The organism is Pseudarthrobacter defluvii, assembly GCF_030816725.1.
GTDB lineage: Bacteria > Actinomycetota > Actinomycetes > Actinomycetales > Micrococcaceae > Arthrobacter > Arthrobacter defluvii_A.
Window position 1 is genome coordinate 362,862 of sequence record NZ_JAUSYG010000001.1, and the last position, 17,642, is coordinate 380,503.

At 64.4% G+C, this 17,642-nt stretch carries 17 protein-coding genes; 10 read left to right on the forward strand and 7 right to left on the reverse strand.

The genetic code is table 11. The features are described 5' to 3' along the window. The first annotated feature begins 111 nt into the window (after positions 1–111). The 3 genes from QF031_RS01595 (at position 112) to QF031_RS01605 (ending at position 4,388) form a co-directional block, all read left to right on the forward strand. Positions 112–1,845 carry an ABC transporter ATP-binding protein gene (locus QF031_RS01595; protein WP_307423175.1) on the forward strand — a complete coding sequence of 578 codons (1,734 nt, stop codon included), beginning with the start codon at positions 112–114 and terminating at the stop codon, positions 1,843–1,845. After that, positions 1,842–3,893 carry an ABC transporter ATP-binding protein gene (locus tag QF031_RS01600; RefSeq protein WP_307423177.1) on the forward strand — a complete coding sequence of 684 codons (2,052 nt, stop codon included), beginning with the start codon at positions 1,842–1,844 and terminating at the stop codon, positions 3,891–3,893. Before QF031_RS01595 ends, QF031_RS01600 begins: the two co-directional genes overlap by 4 nt. Before the next feature lie 186 nt (positions 3,894–4,079). Further along, complete coding sequence (locus tag QF031_RS01605; protein ID WP_307423179.1) at positions 4,080–4,388, forward strand: hypothetical protein; 309 nt, start codon at positions 4,080–4,082, stop codon at positions 4,386–4,388. Between the two features lie 105 nt (positions 4,389–4,493). Here QF031_RS01605 and QF031_RS01610 read toward each other — a convergent pair whose 3' ends face one another. After that, the gene (locus QF031_RS01610; RefSeq protein ID WP_307423181.1) at positions 4,494–5,597 is read right to left on the reverse strand and encodes a type I restriction endonuclease; all 1,104 of its coding nucleotides are present in this window, start codon (positions 5,595–5,597) and stop codon (positions 4,494–4,496) included. Between the two features lie 306 nt (positions 5,598–5,903). On the opposite strand from QF031_RS01610, the gene QF031_RS01615 reads away from it, so the two are divergent. From QF031_RS01615 to QF031_RS01630, 4 genes are all read left to right on the forward strand, one after another. Continuing rightward, entirely contained in the window at positions 5,904–7,352 is a 1,449-nt protein-coding gene (locus QF031_RS01615) for an HNH endonuclease signature motif containing protein (RefSeq protein WP_307423184.1), read from the forward strand. Between the two features lie 216 nt (positions 7,353–7,568). Further along, complete coding sequence (locus QF031_RS01620) at positions 7,569–8,432, forward strand: phosphatidylinositol-specific phospholipase C/glycerophosphodiester phosphodiesterase family protein (RefSeq protein ID WP_307423186.1); 864 nt, start codon at positions 7,569–7,571, stop codon at positions 8,430–8,432. A gap of 26 nt (positions 8,433–8,458) precedes the next feature. Beyond that, positions 8,459–9,517 carry a hypothetical protein gene (locus tag QF031_RS01625; protein ID WP_307423189.1) on the forward strand — a complete coding sequence of 353 codons (1,059 nt, stop codon included), beginning with the start codon at positions 8,459–8,461 and terminating at the stop codon, positions 9,515–9,517. Positions 9,518–9,693: 176 nt separating this feature from the next. Further along, entirely contained in the window at positions 9,694–10,149 is a 456-nt protein-coding gene (locus QF031_RS01630; protein WP_307423191.1) for an SRPBCC family protein, read from the forward strand. Positions 10,150–10,245: 96 nt separating this feature from the next. Here the strand turns inward: QF031_RS01630 and QF031_RS01635 are convergent, their stop codons facing one another. Together QF031_RS01635 and QF031_RS01640 are read right to left on the reverse strand one after the other, a co-directional pair. Next, entirely contained in the window at positions 10,246–10,770 is a 525-nt protein-coding gene (locus QF031_RS01635; RefSeq protein ID WP_307423193.1) for a flavodoxin domain-containing protein, read from the reverse strand. A 140-nt stretch (positions 10,771–10,910) separates the two neighbouring features. Beyond that, complete coding sequence (locus QF031_RS01640) at positions 10,911–11,384, reverse strand: GNAT family N-acetyltransferase (RefSeq protein ID WP_307433065.1); 474 nt, start codon at positions 11,382–11,384, stop codon at positions 10,911–10,913. Positions 11,385–11,574: 190 nt separating this feature from the next. Between QF031_RS01640 and QF031_RS01645 the strand changes: the two genes are divergently transcribed. The 3 genes from QF031_RS01645 (at position 11,575) to QF031_RS01655 (ending at position 13,344) form a co-directional block, all read left to right on the forward strand. Continuing rightward, entirely contained in the window at positions 11,575–12,486 is a 912-nt protein-coding gene (locus QF031_RS01645; RefSeq protein WP_307423196.1) for a patatin-like phospholipase family protein, read from the forward strand. A gap of 257 nt (positions 12,487–12,743) precedes the next feature. Next, positions 12,744–12,878: a hypothetical protein gene (locus QF031_RS01650; protein ID WP_307423199.1), complete on the forward strand. Its 135-nt coding sequence runs from the start codon at positions 12,744–12,746 to the stop codon at positions 12,876–12,878. Between the two features lie 121 nt (positions 12,879–12,999). Further along, positions 13,000–13,344 carry a hypothetical protein gene (locus QF031_RS01655; protein WP_307423202.1) on the forward strand — a complete coding sequence of 115 codons (345 nt, stop codon included), beginning with the start codon at positions 13,000–13,002 and terminating at the stop codon, positions 13,342–13,344. A gap of 82 nt (positions 13,345–13,426) precedes the next feature. On the opposite strand, the gene QF031_RS01660 is transcribed toward QF031_RS01655, so the two are convergent. The 4 genes from QF031_RS01660 to QF031_RS01675 form a co-directional block, all read right to left on the reverse strand. Then, positions 13,427–13,723 carry a DUF427 domain-containing protein gene (locus QF031_RS01660; protein ID WP_307423205.1) on the reverse strand — a complete coding sequence of 99 codons (297 nt, stop codon included), beginning with the start codon at positions 13,721–13,723 and terminating at the stop codon, positions 13,427–13,429. An 89-nt stretch (positions 13,724–13,812) separates the two neighbouring features. Then, on the reverse strand, positions 13,813–14,172 hold the full coding sequence (locus tag QF031_RS01665; RefSeq protein WP_307423208.1) for a VOC family protein: 360 nt from the start codon (positions 14,170–14,172) through the stop codon (positions 13,813–13,815). A 97-nt stretch (positions 14,173–14,269) separates the two neighbouring features. Then, on the reverse strand, positions 14,270–16,141 hold the full coding sequence (locus tag QF031_RS01670) for a pectinesterase family protein (RefSeq protein WP_307423211.1): 1,872 nt from the start codon (positions 16,139–16,141) through the stop codon (positions 14,270–14,272). Next, a complete protein-coding gene (locus QF031_RS01675) occupies positions 16,141–17,511 on the reverse strand; it encodes a pectate lyase family protein (RefSeq protein WP_307423215.1) in 1,371 nt (456 codons plus the stop codon). Before QF031_RS01675 ends, QF031_RS01670 begins: the two co-directional genes overlap by 1 nt. Positions 17,512–17,642: the final 131 nt, after the last annotated feature.

Genomic DNA, 17,642 nt, shown 5'->3' on the forward strand with positions numbered 1-17,642 from the left:
CGTGGGAGAACCTGCATTTTTCCCAGCCAACTGCAAGGATCAACTGCTCCTCCCGGACGTAAACTGACCCTCGCACCACGTATGTGGACACTCCGTCAGGTTGGAGCCGCCTTGCTCTGGAAGTTGCTCGTCGAATACCTGCGGCCGCACCGGCCGCTGCTGGCCGCCGTCGTGGTTTTCCAGCTGGCGCAGTCCATCGCGTCGCTGTACCTGCCCACGCTGAACGCGGACATCATCGACCAGGGCGTGGCCCGGGGCGATACCGGCTACATCATGTCCACCGGCAGCGTCATGCTGCTTATCACGCTGGCGCAGATCGCGTGCGCGGTGGTGGCCGTGTACTTCGGTGCCAAGGCAGCGATGGGGCTGGGCCGGGACCTGCGCGGCGCCATCTTTGAGCGGGTGGGGGAGTTCTCGGAGCAGGAGGTCACCAGGTTCGGCGCCCCCAGCCTCATCACCCGCTCCACTAACGACGTTCAGCAGGTCCAGCAGCTGGTGCTGATGTCCGCCACGCTGATGGTGGCCGCGCCCATGCTCAGCATCGGCGGCGTGATCATGGCCATCCGCCAGGACGCTCAACTCTCGTGGCTGATTGCCGTGTGTGTGCCGGTGCTGCTGATCGCCGTCGGGTTGATCGTCATCCGGATGGTGCCGCTGTTCCGGAAGATGCAGGCCCGGATCGACACCGTGAACCGCGTTTTGCGTGAGCAGCTCACCGGCATTCGGGTGGTGCGCGCGTTCGTGCGCGAGGACATGGAAACGGAACGCTTTGCCGGCGCCAACACCGACGTCACCGATGTTGCCCTCCGCGCCGGGCGGCTGATGGCGCTGATGTTCCCCACGGTCATGCTGGTCCTGAACGTCTCCAGCGTGGCGGTGATCTGGTTCGGTGCCTTCCGGATCGAGGACGGGTCCATGCAGGTGGGCACCCTGATCGCGTTCCTGAGCTACCTGATGCAGATCCTGATGTCCGTAATGATGGCCACGTTCATGGCCGTAATGATCCCGCGTGCGTCGGTGTCCGCGGACCGGATCGGCGAGGTGCTGGGGACCAGCTCCAGCGTGGTTCCGCCGGAGCAGCCGGTCACCAGCGCGGTCCGGCGCGGCGAGCTGGAAATGCGCGACGTCGGATTCGCCTACCCGGGTGCCGAGCACCCCGTCCTCTCCGGCATCAGCTTCACCGCCCCCGCAGGGCAGACCACGGCGATCATCGGCAGCACCGGCTCGGGCAAGACCACGCTGGTGAACCTGATGCCGCGGCTCTTCGACGTGACCTCGGGGGCGGTGCTGATGGACGAAGTGGACGTCAGGGACCTGGACCCGGACCTGCTGTGGGGGCACATCGGCCTGGTGCCGCAGCGGCCCTACCTGTTCTCCGGGACCGTGCGCAGCAACCTGCTGTACGGCAACCCGGACGCCACCGAGGAGGAGCTGTGGACCGCGCTCGAGATTGCCCAGGCGCGGGACTTCGTGGAGCAGATGGAGGAGGGGCTGGACGCGCCCATCTCCCAGGGCGGCACCAACGTCTCGGGCGGGCAGCGGCAGCGGCTGGCCATCGCCAGGGCGCTGGTGAAACGGCCTGAGCTGTACATCTTTGACGATTCGTTCTCGTCCCTGGACACCGGCACCGACGCCAGGCTGCGCCAGGCGCTCAAGCGCAGCACCGCCGGCGCCACGCTGGTGATCATCGCCCAGCGCGTGTCCAGCATCGTGGATGCGGACCAGATTTTAGTGCTCGACGACGGCAGAATCGTTGCGCACGGGACGCACCATGAGCTGCTGGAGACATCCGGGACGTACCGGGAGATCGTCTCGTCCCAGCTGGCAGCGGAGGAGACGGTATGAGCACGCACCGCGGAGGAACCCGGCCCGGTGGAGCCAATCCGGGCGGAGGCGGACCCGCTGGAACTGCAGGCGGGGGCAACGCCGGCCAGGCCGACGTCGTACGCATCCCAAGGCCCCGTGGCGGCCCCGGGCATGGCGGACCGTTTGCCGGGATGAATGTTCCGGCGGAGAAGGCAATGAACTTCAGCGGCTCCGCGAAACGCCTGCTGGGCACGCTGCGGCCGGAACGGCTCTGGCTGGTGCTGGTGCTTGCTATGGCTGTGGCAGGCGTGGTGCTGCAGGTGATCGGGCCGCGGCTGCTGGGCGAGGGCACCAACCTGATCTTCTCCGGGGTGGTGTCCAAGCAGCTGCCGCCGGGGATGACGCAGGCGCAGCTAATTGCGATGCTGCGGGCGTCGGGGGAGAACCAGAAGGCGGACATGCTCAGCGCCATGACGCTGACGCCGGGCGCAGGGATCGACTTCGCTGCGCTCGCCAGTGTGCTGACGTGGGCGCTGGTGCTGTATGTGCTGGGGTCGGCATTCATGTGGGGGCAGGCTTATGTGCTGAACGGCGTGGTGCAGCGGACGGTGTTTGGGCTGCGCGAGCAGATTGAGGCGAAGATCAACCGGCTGCCGCTGCGGTATTTCGACTCGATCCAGCGCGGCGAGCTGCTCAGCCGGGTGACCAACGATGTGGACAACATTTCGCAGAGCCTGCAGCAATCCATCAGCCAGGCCGTGACATCGGTGCTGACGGTGCTGGGTGTGCTGGTGATGATGTTCATCCTGTCGCCCACACTGGCGCTGATCGCGCTGGTGACCATTCCGCTGACGCTGGGGATCACCACGCTGATCGCCAAGCGCTCGCAGAAGCTGTTCGTGCAGCAGTGGAAGAACACCGGCGAACTGAACGGGAAGATCGAGGAGACTTACACCGGGCACGCGCTGGTGAAGGTGTTCGGACGGCAGCGCGAGGTGGGGGAGCGGTTCCGGCAAAAGAACGCAGAACTGTATTCCGCCAGTTTTGGGGCCCAGTTTATTTCCGGGCTGATCATGCCTGCCATGACGTTTATCGGGAACTTGGTGTACGTGGGGATTGCCGTGGTGGGCGGCCTGCAAGTGGCGTCCGGGGCGATGCAGCTTGGCGATGTGCAGGCGTTCATCCAGTACTCGCGGCAGTTCACGCAGCCGCTGGCGCAGCTGGGGTCCATGGCCAACCTGCTGCAGTCCGGCGTGGCCTCCGCCGAGCGGGTGTTTGAGCTGCTGGATACGGAGGAGCAGTCAGCGGATCCTGCTGTTTTGCAGAGTCCGGACGGTGCTTCCCGCGGGCGGCTGGTGTTTGAGGACGTGTCGTTCTCGTATTCGCCGGACAAGCCGCTGATCAGTGGGCTGTCCCTGGTGGCGGAGCCGGGGCAGACGGTGGCCATTGTTGGACCGACCGGGGCTGGTAAGACCACGCTGGTGAACCTGATGATGCGGTTCTACGAGCTGGACGGCGGGCGGATCACGCTGGACGGCGTGGACATCACCACCATGAGCCGGCACGACCTGCGCTCGCGGATGGGGATGGTGCTGCAGGATACGTGGCTGTTCGGCGGGACCATTCGGGACAACATCGCGTACGGACGGCCGTCTGCTTCCTCTTCAGAGGTGTTGGAGGCCGCGCGGGCGACGTATGTGGACCGGTTCGTGAAGTCCCTGCCGGAGGGGTATGACACGGTGCTGGACGACGAGGGGTCCAACGTATCGGCGGGTGAGAAGCAGCTGCTGACGATTGCGCGGGCGTTCCTGGCTTCGCCTTCTGTCTTGATATTGGACGAGGCGACGTCCTCCGTGGATACCCGGACCGAGGTGCTGGTTCAGAAGGCGATGAGCGCGCTGCGGTCCGACCGGACTTCCTTTGTGATCGCGCACCGCCTGTCCACGATCCGCGACGCCGACCTCATCCTGGTGATGGAGAACGGGCAGATCGTGGAGCAGGGGACGCACGCTTCACTGCTCGCCGCAGGTGGCGCTTACGCGCGGTTGTACGAGGCGCAGTTCGCGGCGCCTGTGGCGGAGGTTTAGGGGGCTCGCTTCCGCTCGTCGCCGCGGTGGGCATCAATATCAAAGGCCCCGTTCTGTCTGTCCGACGGCGGCTGGGTCGGCCTTGCAGGGCGATGGAAAGGCAGCCGGGGCAGCGGGGCCCTCCGGCACTATCGGGATGACACGGGAAGGCCTATTTTTGCCTGACCCAGCCCGAAGAAAGGAATAATGATGTTCACCTTGCAGATCAGCTACCCAGTCCGGGATTACGAGGCCTTCAAGAAGGTATTCGACAGTGATCCTGCAGGCCGCGCTTCCTCTGGCGCCAGGTCTGTCCGGCTTTTCCGGGATACCCAGGAGCAGAACAGCATTGCCGTACTCCTTGACTTCGATACCAAGGAAGCTGCGGACGGCTTCCTGAATGGGCTCCGTCGCGACGTGTGGGACAACCCCGACGTGATAGGGCAACTGATGACCGCAGCGCCGTCAGCCAGGATCCTGGAGGAGACGGCGCACGAGGGCCAGGGCGCGGGCTGACCGCAGAACAGGCGGTGGCCCGCCGTCGTCCGCCTACTCGAACCCAACGGCGTTCCACTCCAGGGTCCGTGGATCGGCAAGTCCTTCTGTAATCAACGCCGCAACCTATGTTTGCGGTTGGAGGTAGCTCTTGACCGTCGCCCGCAGTGCTTCCGTGTGCTCGTAGATCTCCTCAAGTGAGTTGATGGGCACTCGGCGCTCTTCTTTGTTGTTGTCGAAGATGCCGATGTACTTCTGGGTTCGGTTGAAGTGCAGTCGCGCAATGGGCTTGCGGTTGTTGTCGTCGAGGAGCACAGCAAAGTACGACTTAGCGTCACGCTGCGCTATACGGACTGGCTTCACCTCGCTGCAGACGATAGCGCGCACAATTTGGTAGCCCTCGATTTCCTCAAGCGTCGTCTCCAAGCCGTCGGCCTCGGCAAGATCCGCCTCCGCGACTGGTGCGCTGGTGACGGCTGTCGGCACGGTTGTGTCCTCGGTCTGCGGGAATCCCGGATTGCCAAGGGCCTTCTTCAACCGTTCGTTGACTTGGTCATTGAGGAATTGCTTCGTGGCCTTCCCCACTAGCGTGGTGAACTGCTCCCGGACCTTCTGCGTGTACGGTCCGGAATAGACCCTTGCCGTCAGGAACTTGACCCAGTCATCTTCAGGCTCTTTGAACTGTGCAGCGAGTGTTCGCTTCAGTTCGCCGATGTACTTCAGTTCACCGGCGGCACTGATGATCGAATCCAGGTCGAAGACATCCTTGGACAGTTTTTGCAGTTCGGGGATCAGTGATTGGTCGATATCGTTCAGATCCAATACGAGAAACGGCTTGGCATCCATCCGATTTGGTGCGTCCAGATCCGTGAAGAACTGGTACACCTCGCCATTAGTCAGGATTGCGATGCGTGCGTTTGTCACAGCGAAGTACCGGAAAAGCTGTGAGGCATGTTCAATCTTTACGGGCTCAGTGGACTTCTTGCACTCGATCAAGATCTGGACTTCGCCATCTTTCACGATGGCGTAGTCGATCTTTTCGCCCTTCTTTAGCCCCACATCGGCAATGAACTCTGGGACCACCTCCAGAGGATTGAATACGTCATATCCGAGAATCGTTGAAATGAACGGCATCACAAAGGCGTTCTTAGTCGCCTCCTCCGTTTGAATCACTCCGCGCTGCTGCCGCACCTTTGCCGCCAGAGCCGAAAGCTTTTCCGCAAATTCCATGTCTTACCCCCAGTAAGGCCTCTACCCGGACACCGCCTCGTATCCGGTGGCATTTTCAAGCTGATGTTGCAAAACCTACATCCGATCGGCGACATTTACACGCAATCGGCTGGTGCTGCCTTCATGTTGCACTCTTCCTCAACGAAGGCCAACTGACCGTGGGCATTGAATGTCCCAATTCCAGAAGGAGCATAGGGTCCCCGGTTGGTATCCTCCCGCCGTTGTTTGCTCCGGCCTACCCTCCGCCGAGACAGCGTCAAAGGCACCCAACTCAAAATGTCAGACCCCCGTGACAGTCTTTTAGTTATGGAAACCGGAACGGTTGTGGATGCGAAGGGCGCGGCCGGACTCGCCGGTGCCGTCGCATCCCTGACCGGGCTGGTGGACGAACTAACAGGAGCCCTGAGCGGTTCTTCGGAAGCTGCGGATAGTGCTCACGGCGTCGACAGTGATGATCCGCTTCGGGAACTTGCCGGTTCCTGGCTGGACGGCCTGGGCATCGTGGCCCGAATCGAAGCTGCTACTTCGGCCGTGAAAGTGCGGCTGCTCGCAGAGTATTCGGAGGCCGCAGCGGCCATGGAAGCGCCGGCGGAAAGCGCTTCTGAATCATCGGCGCGGGACATGAGTGTCGTCGCCGAAGTCGCCTGCACGCTCACTATCGGCGAAGGTGCCGCATCCGCGCTGTTGGAGGACGCCCATGCGCTCACCACCTCTCTTCCGGCGACGCTCAACGCCATGGAGGCTGGCGCCGTCTCCTGGCGGCATGCCCAGATCATGGTCGACGAAACCAGCAGCCTGGACGCTTCAGCTACAACTGCCTTGGAAGCTCACTTCCTGGACCCGGAGGCGCCTAACGCGGCACGGGGGGCATCTGCCGGAGAGTTGGTCCCGGGCCGTTTCCGTCGGAAAGTACGTGCCTGGCGGGAACGCCATCACCCCGAGTCCCTGACGATCAGGCATGTGAAGTCCGTTGCGGATCGGCGGATGGAGTACTCGCCGGACCGGGACGGTATGGCCTGGGTTTCGCTGTACATGGCTGCGGACAAGGCCTGTGCAGTCTGGAACAGGACGTCTGCCCTGTCCCGTGGATTGCAGGGACCGGAAGAGCCGAGAACCCTTACCCAGCTCAGGGCAGACGTGGCTGCAAAATTGCTGCTCGGTGACACCGGGGACCTCGCCGGGCCTGGGCCATCCCTCAAAGCTGATGTGCTGGTCACAGTGCCGGTCTTTTCCCTCCTCGGTGCAACGGACCAACCCGCAGAACTCGACAACTACGGGCCCATCCCCGCATCGATGGCGCGCAAACTGGTCGCGGAAGGGGCCAACTCGTTCTACCGGGTTTTGGTGGATCCCCGCGACGGAGCTCCGCTTGAACTTGGCCGCACCAACTACCGGCTCACCGAGTCGCTCAAGCGGTGGCTGAGGATGCGGGATGGAAAATGCACCTTCCCCGGCTGCAGCAACCACAGCCAAGACAATGAGGCGGACCATCTCAGGGCCTGGGAGCGCGGAGGCACCACGGGGATCAGCAATCTGGGACAGTTGTGCCCCAAGCATCACCGGCTCAAGCACCGAACCCGCTGGAGTCCTGGTCCAGCTTCCAGGAATGAGCCACCGGGCTGGACTTCTCCAAGTGGCCGTCAGTACAACACCGAGCAACCGGACCGGGAACCGACACTCTGGCCGCCGGGCTGGCTTCCGGAAGAGGCCAGCGTGCTGGAGGTATTGGTTGTGGATTATCTCGCGGTCTCCTAGCGAACGGTTAGTTGGGCTGCCCGGGGACACACCCGCCAGCTCCATCACGGCTGGGAAACTCATGCCCACCCCGATGTTGATGTTCCCCTCCGTTCACCACGACGCAACCAAGACGCCCTGAACCGTTTCGCCAAGCACAGCAGTCTTTTCACGCACCCTCACGCCCGGAACACCCCAGCACCGGGCGGACATCCCCGAGGTACCAGGAGTACTCCCGTGTTCGTGAAAAGCACCCTCGCCGCCGTCGCCATCCTCGGCTCCCTGGCCGGGACAGCCGTAGCCCCCGCCCAAGCCGGGGCCGAGGCACCCAATCCGGCGCCCGTCGTCGGCCAGCCACTCGCCGGCACCCATGCCCACAACGACTACGAGCATGACCGCCCTCTGTTCGACGCACTGGAGCACGGTTTCACCAGCGTCGAGGCTGACGTGTGGCTGGTGGACGGCGAGCTGCGCGTAGCCCATAACCTGGCGGACGCCAAACAGGGTGTCACGCTGGAAAGCCTCTACCTCGACCCGCTCCAGGACCTGGTCCGCAGCCAGCCCGGCCACAGCGTCTACCCCAAGTGGGACGGCAGCCTGCAGCTCCTGATCGACATCAAGAGCGAGGGCGAGTCCACCTACGCCGCCATCGAGCGCGAGCTCGCCGAGCATCGCGACATCATGAGCCGCTACACCAACGGCAACGTCAAGACCGGCCCGGTCACCGCCGTCATCAGCGGCAACCGCCCGCTGGCCACCATGCGGGCGCAGACCCAGCGCTTCAGCTTCTACGACGGCCGCGCCACGGACCTCACCTCGGGCCTGCCCGCGGCCCTGATGCCGCTGGTCAGTGACAACTGGACCAAGCTCTTCACTTGGCAGGGCGTCGGCCCCATGCCCGAGGCGGAGCGCGCCAAACTGCGCGACTTCGTGTCCACGGCCCACGCCAACGACCACCGCGTCCGCTTCTGGGCCACCCCGGACCAGCCCGGCGCAGCCCGCGACGCCGTCTGGACCGAACTGGCCGACGCCGGCGCGGATCACATCAACACCGACGACCTCGCCGGCCTGCAGCAGTTCCTCACCGCCCGCACGTTCTAACCAGCCCCCGAATCAGGAGCATCACCATGCGTTCAAAGACAGCGAAACTTACGACGGCGGCACTCACCCTGGCGATCGGCCTCCTGGCGTCCCAGCCCGCCTTCGCCGAATCAGCCAACACTGCGGACAACAGCACCGACGGTAACCAGGCCTTCACCTTTGCCGCCATCGGCGACATCCCCTACGGCGCCGCCGAGATCACCAAGTTCCCGTCCCGCATCCAGGACCTCAACGCGGACAAGGAACTGAAGTTTGTAGCACATGTGGGCGATATAAAGAACGGTTCCTCCGTCTGTTCGGACGAGTACTTTTCCTACATCCGCAGCCAGTTCGACACCTTCACCCACCCGCTGGTCTACACGCCCGGCGACAACGAGTGGGTGGACTGCCACCGCACCAACAACGGCGCCTACAATCCGCTGGAGCGCCTGGACAAGATCCGGGAAGTCTTCTTCAACCATCCCGGCAAGACGCTGGGCGCCACCATGCCGGTCAAGTCGCAGGAGAACCTGGGCCTCCCGGAGGACGTCCGTTTCGAGAAGAACCGGGTGGCTTTCTCCGTCTTGAACGTCCAGGGCAGCAACAACTCCCTCCTGCCGTGGAGCGGGCTGGGCAAGACTGAACCCACGCCGGAACAGCTCGCCGAGGTGGAACACCGCACGGACGCGGTCATCGCCCAGATCCACCAGACCTTCGCTGAGGCCAGGCGCAGCAACGACCGCGCCGTGGTCCTCATGCAGCAGGCCGACATGTTCGATCCGTCGCTCCTGGCCGACGCCACCGCAAACCCGGCGACCGTCTCCGGCTTCCGCGGGATCGTGCAGACCATTGTTGAGGAGACCAACCACTTCGACGCCCCGGTCTACCTGGTCAACGGCGACAGCCACGTCTTCGCCGCAAACCAGCCCCTCGCCGCGGGCTCACCCTGGCTGGACATCTACGGCTCACCCGCCGCGGACAACCTGCAGCGCATCACGGTGGACGGCGCCAACAACGCCGTGGATTACGTCCGCTTCACTGTGGCTGGCAACAGCGCCAAAGGCGCCGACGTGCTCAGCTGGGAAAAGGTCCCCTTCAGCCAGTAGGCACTCAACGAAAGCGGACGACGGCGGGCGCCCACCCGCCGTCGTCCGCTTTCGTTTTAGGGTCTGGACACGGGTAGTCGCCGGATTTATCGTGCAAAGGTGGCGGCTGCCCGACTGGCAGGCTGGCCCATGCTGCCAGTCCGCCATTGCGGCCGTCCGTCATAAGGAGGAAGCAGATGGCACACGTTGAAGAGGTTGAAGAGACGGTGGAAGTCGCTGTTCCGGTGCGGACCGCGTACAACCAGTGGACCCAGTTCGAATCCTTTCCGCAGTTCATGTCCGGCGTCGAGTCGGTGACCCAGCTGACCGACACCACCAACCACTGGGTTACCAAAGTGGGCGGCGTCCAAAGGGAGTTTGACACGGAAATCGTCGACCAGGCGCCTGATGACCGGATCGCCTGGCGCAGCACCGACGGCAAGTCGCACGCCGGCATCATCAGGTTCACGCCCCTGGACGCCACCCACACCAAGGTCAAAGTCCATTTCGAATGGGCGCCGGAAAGCGCCACTGAAAAGGCCGGCGCAGCACTGAAAATCGACGACATGCAGGTCAAGGCCGACATGCGGAAGTTCAAGGACTTCATCGAATCGCGCGGCAGCGAAACCGGCGGCTGGCGCAAAGAGGTCTAGGACGTCGGCGCGCCGGACAGTCATGGACAGCGGAACGGGACGACGGCGGGGGCGCACCCGCCGTCGTCCGTTCGTCCCAGCTCAGGGCTTATGCTGCTAGAGCCGCGCCATGAAGTCCTCGGCGAACCGCGTCACGCCGTCCCACTCGGTGTACACGTAGTCCCTCGAGGTATCCGTATCCAGCGCCCCCTTGCCGCCTGCAATTCTCTTCATGACCAGGCGCTTAATGAAGTTGTACTGCGTGTAGAGCAGCGCGCCGCCGAACAGCGCCACCTGGGATGGGCGCCAGCCCGTCTCCTGCTCGAATGCCTCCACATAGCTTTCGGCGTTTTCCGCGTCGCCGTGGGCGGCCAGGCTGACGGAGAAGAGGGCGGACGGGAGACGCTCCAGGGTCTCCCGGTTCTTTTGGACAAAGTCCTTGACGTATTCCTCGTGCTTGCTCATGTGGACGGACGCCCCCACCATCACCGCATCGCACCCCGACGGAATGGCGTCCCCCGCGTCCTTGATGTCTGCAGTTTCAGCTTCATGCCCGTGCGCGCGGAGCACGTCGGCAATGAACTCGGCGATCCTGGCTGTTTGGCCTTCAGTGGTGCCGTACGCAATGTAGATGCTGGCCATCTTGGCCTCCTCGTGGTGTCCGGACCCGACCCGCACCACTTTGCCAAGTCGAACTTGACGGGCGTAGGGGCTAACGTCCCGGAGCGGACGACGGCGGGCGCCCACCCGCCGTCGTCGCCTTCCTACGTGCCGCGCAGGTCTTAGAGCCGAAGCTCCATAAACACGCTGTTGGGGTCCAGCACGTAATTGGCAAACGGCGGGCACTCCGTAAACCCGTGCCGGGCATACAGCCGCCGCGCAGGCGCAAAGTAGTCCTCGGTTCCGGTCTCCAGATAGGCGCGCTCAAGGTTCCGCGTACGGGCGTCGTCAAGGATGTACCCGAGCATGAGCGTGGCCACGCCGCGTCCCCGGGCCGTTGTTGTGGTACGCATGGATTTGATCTCGCCGTGCCTCCCCGGGCCGGTGGGGGAGGTCAGGAGCTTGAGTGCGCCGCACCCCAAAAGGTTGCCGTCCTCACGAGCCGTCCAGAACGTGATGGAAGGGGCGGACAGGGCGGCGTGGTCCAGGGCGTGCACGCTTTCGGCGGGCGAGGTGGCGAACATGTCGGCCAGGTGTTCGCTCAGGAGCTGGTGAACGTCAGCGCGCGCGGGGCTGTCCCGGTCAATCGAAATTATCGCTTCAAATTTACCCGTTGCGTCCCCGGTCAGCCGTATGCCAAGATTCCCCTGATCGTGACCCGACTCCAGGAGGTGAGACCCATGAACGCTGTATCCGTAATGGGTGCTCCCTCGCAACCCACGATCCACGGCTGAACCAGCCGCCACCGGGAGCGCCGAACAGGCACATTCGCGAAAGGCGACTCCCATGAACACAACATCAACTTCAACTCTGCGCACTGCTCCGGCTGCTTCTTCAAAGCGCGCCCTGGTCCTCGGTGGCGGCGGCTCCACAGGCAACGCCTGGCTGATCGGCGTCCTGGCCGGCCTGGCAGGCGCCGGGCCGGACATGACCAGGGCCGACAGGGTTATCGGAACCTCTGCCGGATCCACGGCCGCCGCCCAGATCGCCGGCGCCAGCCTGGCCGAACTGTATGGCGCCGTCCTTGACACTCCGCTCCCGCGGCGGCCCTGTCCTCTGGGAACGCAGGCTTCCGCTCGCCCCGTGCCCAGCCACCTCGAGCGGACCGGCAGGATCATCGCGGCCTCCACGGACGCGGCCGACATGCGCCGCAGGATGGGCGCGGCGGCACTCGACCTCGCGGCGGACTACGACGGCTCAGAGCGGTGGCGGGCCACCGTCGCGGCGCGGCTTCCCCGGCAGGAATGGGCAGAGCATGAACTGCTGATCACGGCGGTGGACGCGGGAAGCGGCGAGGCCGCAGTCTTCAACCGCTACAGCGGCATCGGCCTGGTGGACGCCGTCGCCGCCAGTTGCTCCAGCGCCTCTGCGTACCGGATAGGGGACAAGAGCTATATCGACGGCGGCTACCGGTGCAACGAGAACGCCGACCTGGCCGCCGGGTGCGGGCGCGTGCTGGTCCTGTCGCCCTTCGGAGGCAGGACCAGGATGCCGCTGGAGTGGGGCATGCAGCTGGCTGTCCAGGTCGAGGAGTTGCGCGCCGGAGGGAGCAGGGTTGAGGTGATTTTCCCGGAAAGCGAAGACGAGCACATGTTCGGTGCCAACGCGATGGACCTGTCACTCCGGCCAGCCGCCGCTGAAGCCGGATACAACCAAGGCAAAGCCCGCGCCGGGCAACTCGCCGAATTCTGGCGGTGACAGTCGCAGCAAAATAAAGCGCTGTCTTTGTTCACTCTTGTAAGGCTTTCGGTACTTTTATCGGCTATTTCAAAAGAAAGGCCAAAAATGGCATCGCAGTCGATTTCGTGAAACCTCCTTGACCAGTTCCGTGATGCCACCGCGGCGTCCCTCACGTAGCCAGCATCCGCGGCGAGCGCGGCCCACACAGGACTAGATAAAAAAATAAAAGTAGGTATGGTATCCGGTAACGCAATGCACGGAAAGGTGTGATTCGGATGTCCGGAAAATCCCCCAAAAGCGGCGCCGCGAAAAAAGCCGGCAAATCGATCCTGCAAAAACGAGCCGAAAAAAGAGCAAAAAGCGAAGACAACGAACTTAATTTTGTAAAACCGCGCAAAAACCAGCGCTGACCATGCCAGCGGGCGGCCGCCCGGGACTCCTAGCCCGCGGCCGCCCGCGCCAACCGGCAGCTTCACCGGCGCAGCCGCAGACCGCCGCACAACGCCGGGGATCAGCCGAAGGATACGAACCATGATGACTTCCCACAACGCTTTAGTGGTCCCTACCCGACTCACCCAGCCGGTGCACCTCAGGCCGATCGAGCTTGATGAGACGGCCTTCCAGAAGGTTGCGTCAGGAGGTGTCGGGCTCCTTGCCGGCACTGATTGGCTCGTCTATCTCGACACCCACGCAAACAGGCTGGCCACCAATCCCCGCGCCGAGGTGCTCATCCGCGAGGCCGGAATCGACCTGGACGGAACCATCCGCGGGACCGCCCTGTTCCTGGGCCGCGACAAGCGGGACGGAGAGTGCGGCGCTCCAGGTCACCTCATCAGGCTTGCCGAGCAGCTGTTCGACTCACCGCTCGCCGCATAGCCGGCCCGGCGCTCAATGGCGCGCGCTGGGCCACAACACCGGTGGAGCGGACGACGGCGGGTGCCCACCCGCCGTCGTCCGCTTATTCCGCCTGCTGGTCCTCGATGGTGACGCCGCGCCAGAACGCGATCCTGTCCTCAATGTGCTTGGCCCGCGGCTTCGCGTCCGGGTAGTACCAGGCCGCGGCCTCGTTCAGCTCGCCGTCAACCTCCAGCGTGTGGTAACTGGCCGTGCCCTTCCACGGGCAGAACGTGTTCTTGCCGCTGTCCCGCAGGTAGTCGGCGTTGACGGCGTCGCGCGGGAAGTAATGGTTGCCCTCCACCACTATGGTGTCCGCGGATTCGGCGATGACTCTTCCGTTCCAGATAGCCCTGACCATGAGTTCCCTTCCGTCGCTTCCGTCCCGCAAAAGGTGACGGTTGTAGGGATGCCAACGGCCTGGGAGTCGCGCTTGTTCCCCGCAGCCCCCTAGCGCGGGCTCTTGTCGATGACGCAGAACCGGTTCCCGTCCGGATCCTCAAGGACCACAAAGTCTGGGTCCTCCGGGTACGAGTCCCAGTCCACCCGTTTGGCACCGAGGGTGACCAGGCGCTCCACCTCCGCGTCCTGGTCACCCGCATAGAGGTCCAAGTGGATCCGCGGGTGGTCCTGGACAGGGGTTTCGCTGAGCATGAGCGACAGCTCCGCACCAGGGCCCGACGACGGCACAAGGGTCACCCACGTTTCGTCGCCTTCTTCCCGGGGGACATAGCCAATGGCGTCATGCCAGAACTTGGTGGCGGCGGCGACGTCGTTGACGCCAAGGACGATGGTTCCGATGGTCAACATCCGCCCAGCCTAAACCTCGCCGCAGCGGCCCGGCTAGGCAGGAACGGCGAAAGGGAAGGTCCGGTTCCGCGGCGGAACCGGACCTTCCCTTCCATAACTAGGCGACCGGCACCACGCTGCAGTCCGCCGTCGACCCTTCAAGCTGGGGCGCCCAGCCGTCCGTTCCCTGCAGGTACGTCCTGACCGTGTAGCTGCCCGCCTCCGGCCCGGGCAGCTGCGGGCGGTCAGGCGTCACCTGTGCACCCGGTCCGCGGTTGTTGAACTCGTGGAACCGGGCCTCGCGCCAGGAGAAGCCGCTCATGTCCGTCCACGGCGTACCCGAGATGTGCGCGCCAAGCCAGGAATCCCTGACCAGGACCTGGGCCACCGCCTTCGGGTCGCCGCTGGGATGCCACGGCCTGCCAAGGTGGACGGAGCCGGCGGCCGCGTCCGAGACAAGCCGGCACCGGTCAAAAAGGTACCCGTACTTGATGGACAGGTCCTGGCTGCCGGCCGTGACGTAGCCATTGTTGGTCGTGGAACCCCGGTCCAGGCTCTTGATCTGGCAGCCGCTGAAAACGGCGGTGCCGCGGCCGAAAATGAAGTCCACGTCCCCTTCCACATAACAGCTGTCAAAGTAGAAGCGGGCCTGGACGCCCGCGCCGGGGGAGTTGACCAGCAAGGTGTCCTGGTTGCCCAGCAGCCTGACATTGGACAGCGCCGACCGGTCCCCTGTGATGTGCAGGGCGACGGCCTGGCGGTCCTTCATCCCCAGGTTGGCGGCCTCGTCGAAATCGTTGCTGATGGTCAGGTTCCGTGCCACGAAATCCGGCCCGTCAACCCGCACGGACGCGCTGCCCGAGGTGCCGAAGTTCCCGCTGCCGTCCGGCTTGGGCGTCCCGGAGGCGTTGTTGTAGACCAGCACCACATCCTCCGGCCGGGCACCCTGCCCAGCGAAAGTGATCCGCGGCTTGGTGGCAGGGATCCGGACGGCTTCCCGGTAAGTGCCCGGCTGGATCCTGATGACCGTCCGCTGGAGGCTGGCATTCGGGACCGAATCCACCGCGGACTGTACGGTCGTGAACGCCTTGCCCGGACCGACGTCGAGCGTCACCGGCAGGTCCACCGGACGTTCGCTGGGCCAGTACATCTCCAGCAGGGGATCGGTGCCGGCGCCGATGTTCAGGAAGTAGCCCGGCGGGACGATCTGCTTGGATTGCAGTTCGCGGGCCACCAGGCGGGCCACCTCCACGGCGCCGAGGGCCTGGAAATGCGTATTGTCCTCCGAACCCTGCGGGTACTGCGGGTGCTGGCCCGGGGCGAGGAAGAGGAAACGCGACTTGGTTCCTTCCGGCCCCAGCTCCTGCCACAACTGTTTCGAAGAGGCCGTCAGGTCCACCAGCGCAGTGCCGGACGCCGCAGCAAGTTCGCGGACGGCCCGCGGATACTCACCGTGGGAATCCTTGGCATTGCCGGAGGCATCAAAGCGGCGGCGCTCCACCGGGGTGACCAGCACGGGCTTGCCCCCGCGTGCCCTGGCACCGTCGATGTACCGGCCCAGATACTCCTTGAAGGTGGAATCAGGGAGAGTCCCGCGGGCCGGATCGGCAACCTTTTCGTCGTTGTGGCCGAAGCTGATGAGCAGGTAGTCGCCCGGCTGCATCAGTGCCAGCACCCGGTCCAGCAGGCCTGCGTCGGCGAAGCTCTTGGAGGACGCGCCGGACCACGCGTAATCGAAGACGGTCGCCTGCGGTCCCAGCAGGAGCGGCAGGGCCTGTCCCCACCCCGCGCGGGGCCGTTCGGACTGCTGGTAGGCCGACGACGTCGAGTCACCGACCACAAAAATGACCGGCTTGGTGCGGGGCTTCGAGGGGTCGGGGCTGGCTTGGGCGACGGCGGTTGCCACCCCTGTTCCGGAGAGGGCCGCAGTGCCGGCAGCGAGGGCCAGGGAGGCCAGGACGCTGCGCCGGCTGGGCAGGATTGCGGCCATCAGGAGTCCGTCCCGGCGGTGAAGATGGGGCCGGTGGAGTCCTTGAGCAGGGCCGGTACGGCCTGGGCCGGGTGGACCTGCGTGCGGAAGGTGGGCGTCCAGGAGGTATCCGCTGCCAGCTGGTCGGCGGGCGCAGCAGCGGCGTTGTACTCGGCGCGAATGTCCGTGATCTTGCCGTTGACCGCATTGGCGATGGTGGTGATCTGCGTTCCCTTGTAGCGGCCGATGATGTCAGCGGCGGTGATCCCCTCCGGCAGCGTGAAGGCGTTGGCCTCCGCGTACAGGTGGGAGCTGAAGCCGGCGCCCAGGCTGTACTCGTAGGGGATAGCGCTGTCCGCCGCCACCTTGTAGTGGTTGTTGTACACGTCCACCTGGCCGAAACGCACCCGCGGGGCACGCTGGCCCACGTTCTCGAAGACGTTGTGGTGGATGGTGACGCGCAGTTTGCCGGGGTCGCCACGGGTGGCGGAGTCGGTGGAGCCGATCAGGAGCAGTTTGTCGTGGTCGGAGAACCGGTTGTAGGACATGGTCACCAGGTCCGAGCCGTTGGTGACATCCACCGCGCCGTCGTGCACCTGGTAGGGGCGGCCGAAGTAGAGCGGCTGGGAGCTGTCCAGGCTGGGGGCGTCGGTGAAGGCGGAGTGGTCGATCCACACATGCGTGGCTTTGTTGATGACCTGCAGCAGATCGTATTCGCTGTTCCAGTTGCCTTCAGCCCCGTCGGTGGGGTCCCAGGCGGGGAAGCAGTCGGCGGAATCCTGCAATGTCAGGTTCCGCACGATCACGTTGGTGGCGCCGTTGATGCGCATCGCCGCGCCGGTGATGCTGCTGTCCGGGGTTGCTCCGACAATGGTGGTGTTGCTCGGGATGTCCCAGCGGATGGTCTTCGCCTGCTTTGCCGCGGCCAGGCGGCGGGCGTCCTCCTGCGGGCCTGCGGGCTCCTGGCTGCGTCCGTAGGTGGCCGGGTCGAAGTCCCGGAGGTACTGCTCCAGGCTGTAGCCGGTCCCCTCGGCGTAGCCTTCGCAGGTCAGCTGAGTTCCATCCGGTGCCGTGTTTGCGTTGATGGTTCCATGGACCCTGACGATCTTGGGTTGGGTACCGGCTTCCGCGAAGGCCGCCAGCATCTCAGCTTTGGTGCTGACATCGTAAACATGGGCGTCTGTGGCTGCTGAACCGCCCGTCGTTCCCGTCCCTTCTGACGCCCAGCCGTTGCCTTCGGCGAGGACTTGGCGCTCCAGTGGTGTCTGGGCGGTTTGGGCAGTGGGGTCGGCCGCAGGGTTTGGAGCTGCCCCTGCCTGGGTTGGAATGATGAGGGCTCCGGCTACTGCCAGTGCTGCGGATAAGGACACGTAGGCACTGCGTTTTCGCATGTTATCTCTTCCGTCATTGGAATGAACTGCGCCCCGGTCCGCGGTCCACTATGACGCCGATCACTGGAGGGCGCTGACAAGGACAATATCGAGAAAGCGGTTTCTCAACAATAGGAGAGGCTGATGTTTTT

Bases quoted from the DNA above. Each gene is read 5' to 3' on its own strand.
- QF031_RS01600 (WP_307423177.1), top strand. From the start codon at position 1,842: ATGAGCACGCACCGCGGAGGAACCCGGCCCGGTGGAGCCAATCCGGGC.
- QF031_RS01605 (WP_307423179.1), top strand. From the start codon at position 4,080: ATGATGTTCACCTTGCAGATCAGCTACCCAGTCCGGGATTACGAGGCC.
- QF031_RS01610 (WP_307423181.1), bottom strand. From the start codon at position 5,597: ATGGAATTTGCGGAAAAGCTTTCGGCTCTGGCGGCAAAGGTGCGGCAG.
- QF031_RS01615 (WP_307423184.1), top strand. From the start codon at position 5,904: ATGGAAACCGGAACGGTTGTGGATGCGAAGGGCGCGGCCGGACTCGCC.
- QF031_RS01625 (WP_307423189.1), top strand. From the start codon at position 8,459: ATGCGTTCAAAGACAGCGAAACTTACGACGGCGGCACTCACCCTGGCG.
- QF031_RS01630 (WP_307423191.1), top strand. From the start codon at position 9,694: ATGGCACACGTTGAAGAGGTTGAAGAGACGGTGGAAGTCGCTGTTCCG.
- QF031_RS01635 (WP_307423193.1), bottom strand. From the start codon at position 10,770: ATGGCCAGCATCTACATTGCGTACGGCACCACTGAAGGCCAAACAGCC.
- QF031_RS01645 (WP_307423196.1), top strand. From the start codon at position 11,575: ATGAACACAACATCAACTTCAACTCTGCGCACTGCTCCGGCTGCTTCT.
- QF031_RS01650 (WP_307423199.1), top strand. From the start codon at position 12,744: ATGTCCGGAAAATCCCCCAAAAGCGGCGCCGCGAAAAAAGCCGGCAAA.
- QF031_RS01655 (WP_307423202.1), top strand. From the start codon at position 13,000: ATGATGACTTCCCACAACGCTTTAGTGGTCCCTACCCGACTCACCCAG.
- QF031_RS01660 (WP_307423205.1), bottom strand. From the start codon at position 13,723: ATGGTCAGGGCTATCTGGAACGGAAGAGTCATCGCCGAATCCGCGGAC.
- QF031_RS01665 (WP_307423208.1), bottom strand. From the start codon at position 14,172: ATGTTGACCATCGGAACCATCGTCCTTGGCGTCAACGACGTCGCCGCC.
- QF031_RS01670 (WP_307423211.1), bottom strand. From the start codon at position 16,141: ATGGCCGCAATCCTGCCCAGCCGGCGCAGCGTCCTGGCCTCCCTGGCC.
- QF031_RS01675 (WP_307423215.1), bottom strand. From the start codon at position 17,511: ATGCGAAAACGCAGTGCCTACGTGTCCTTATCCGCAGCACTGGCAGTA.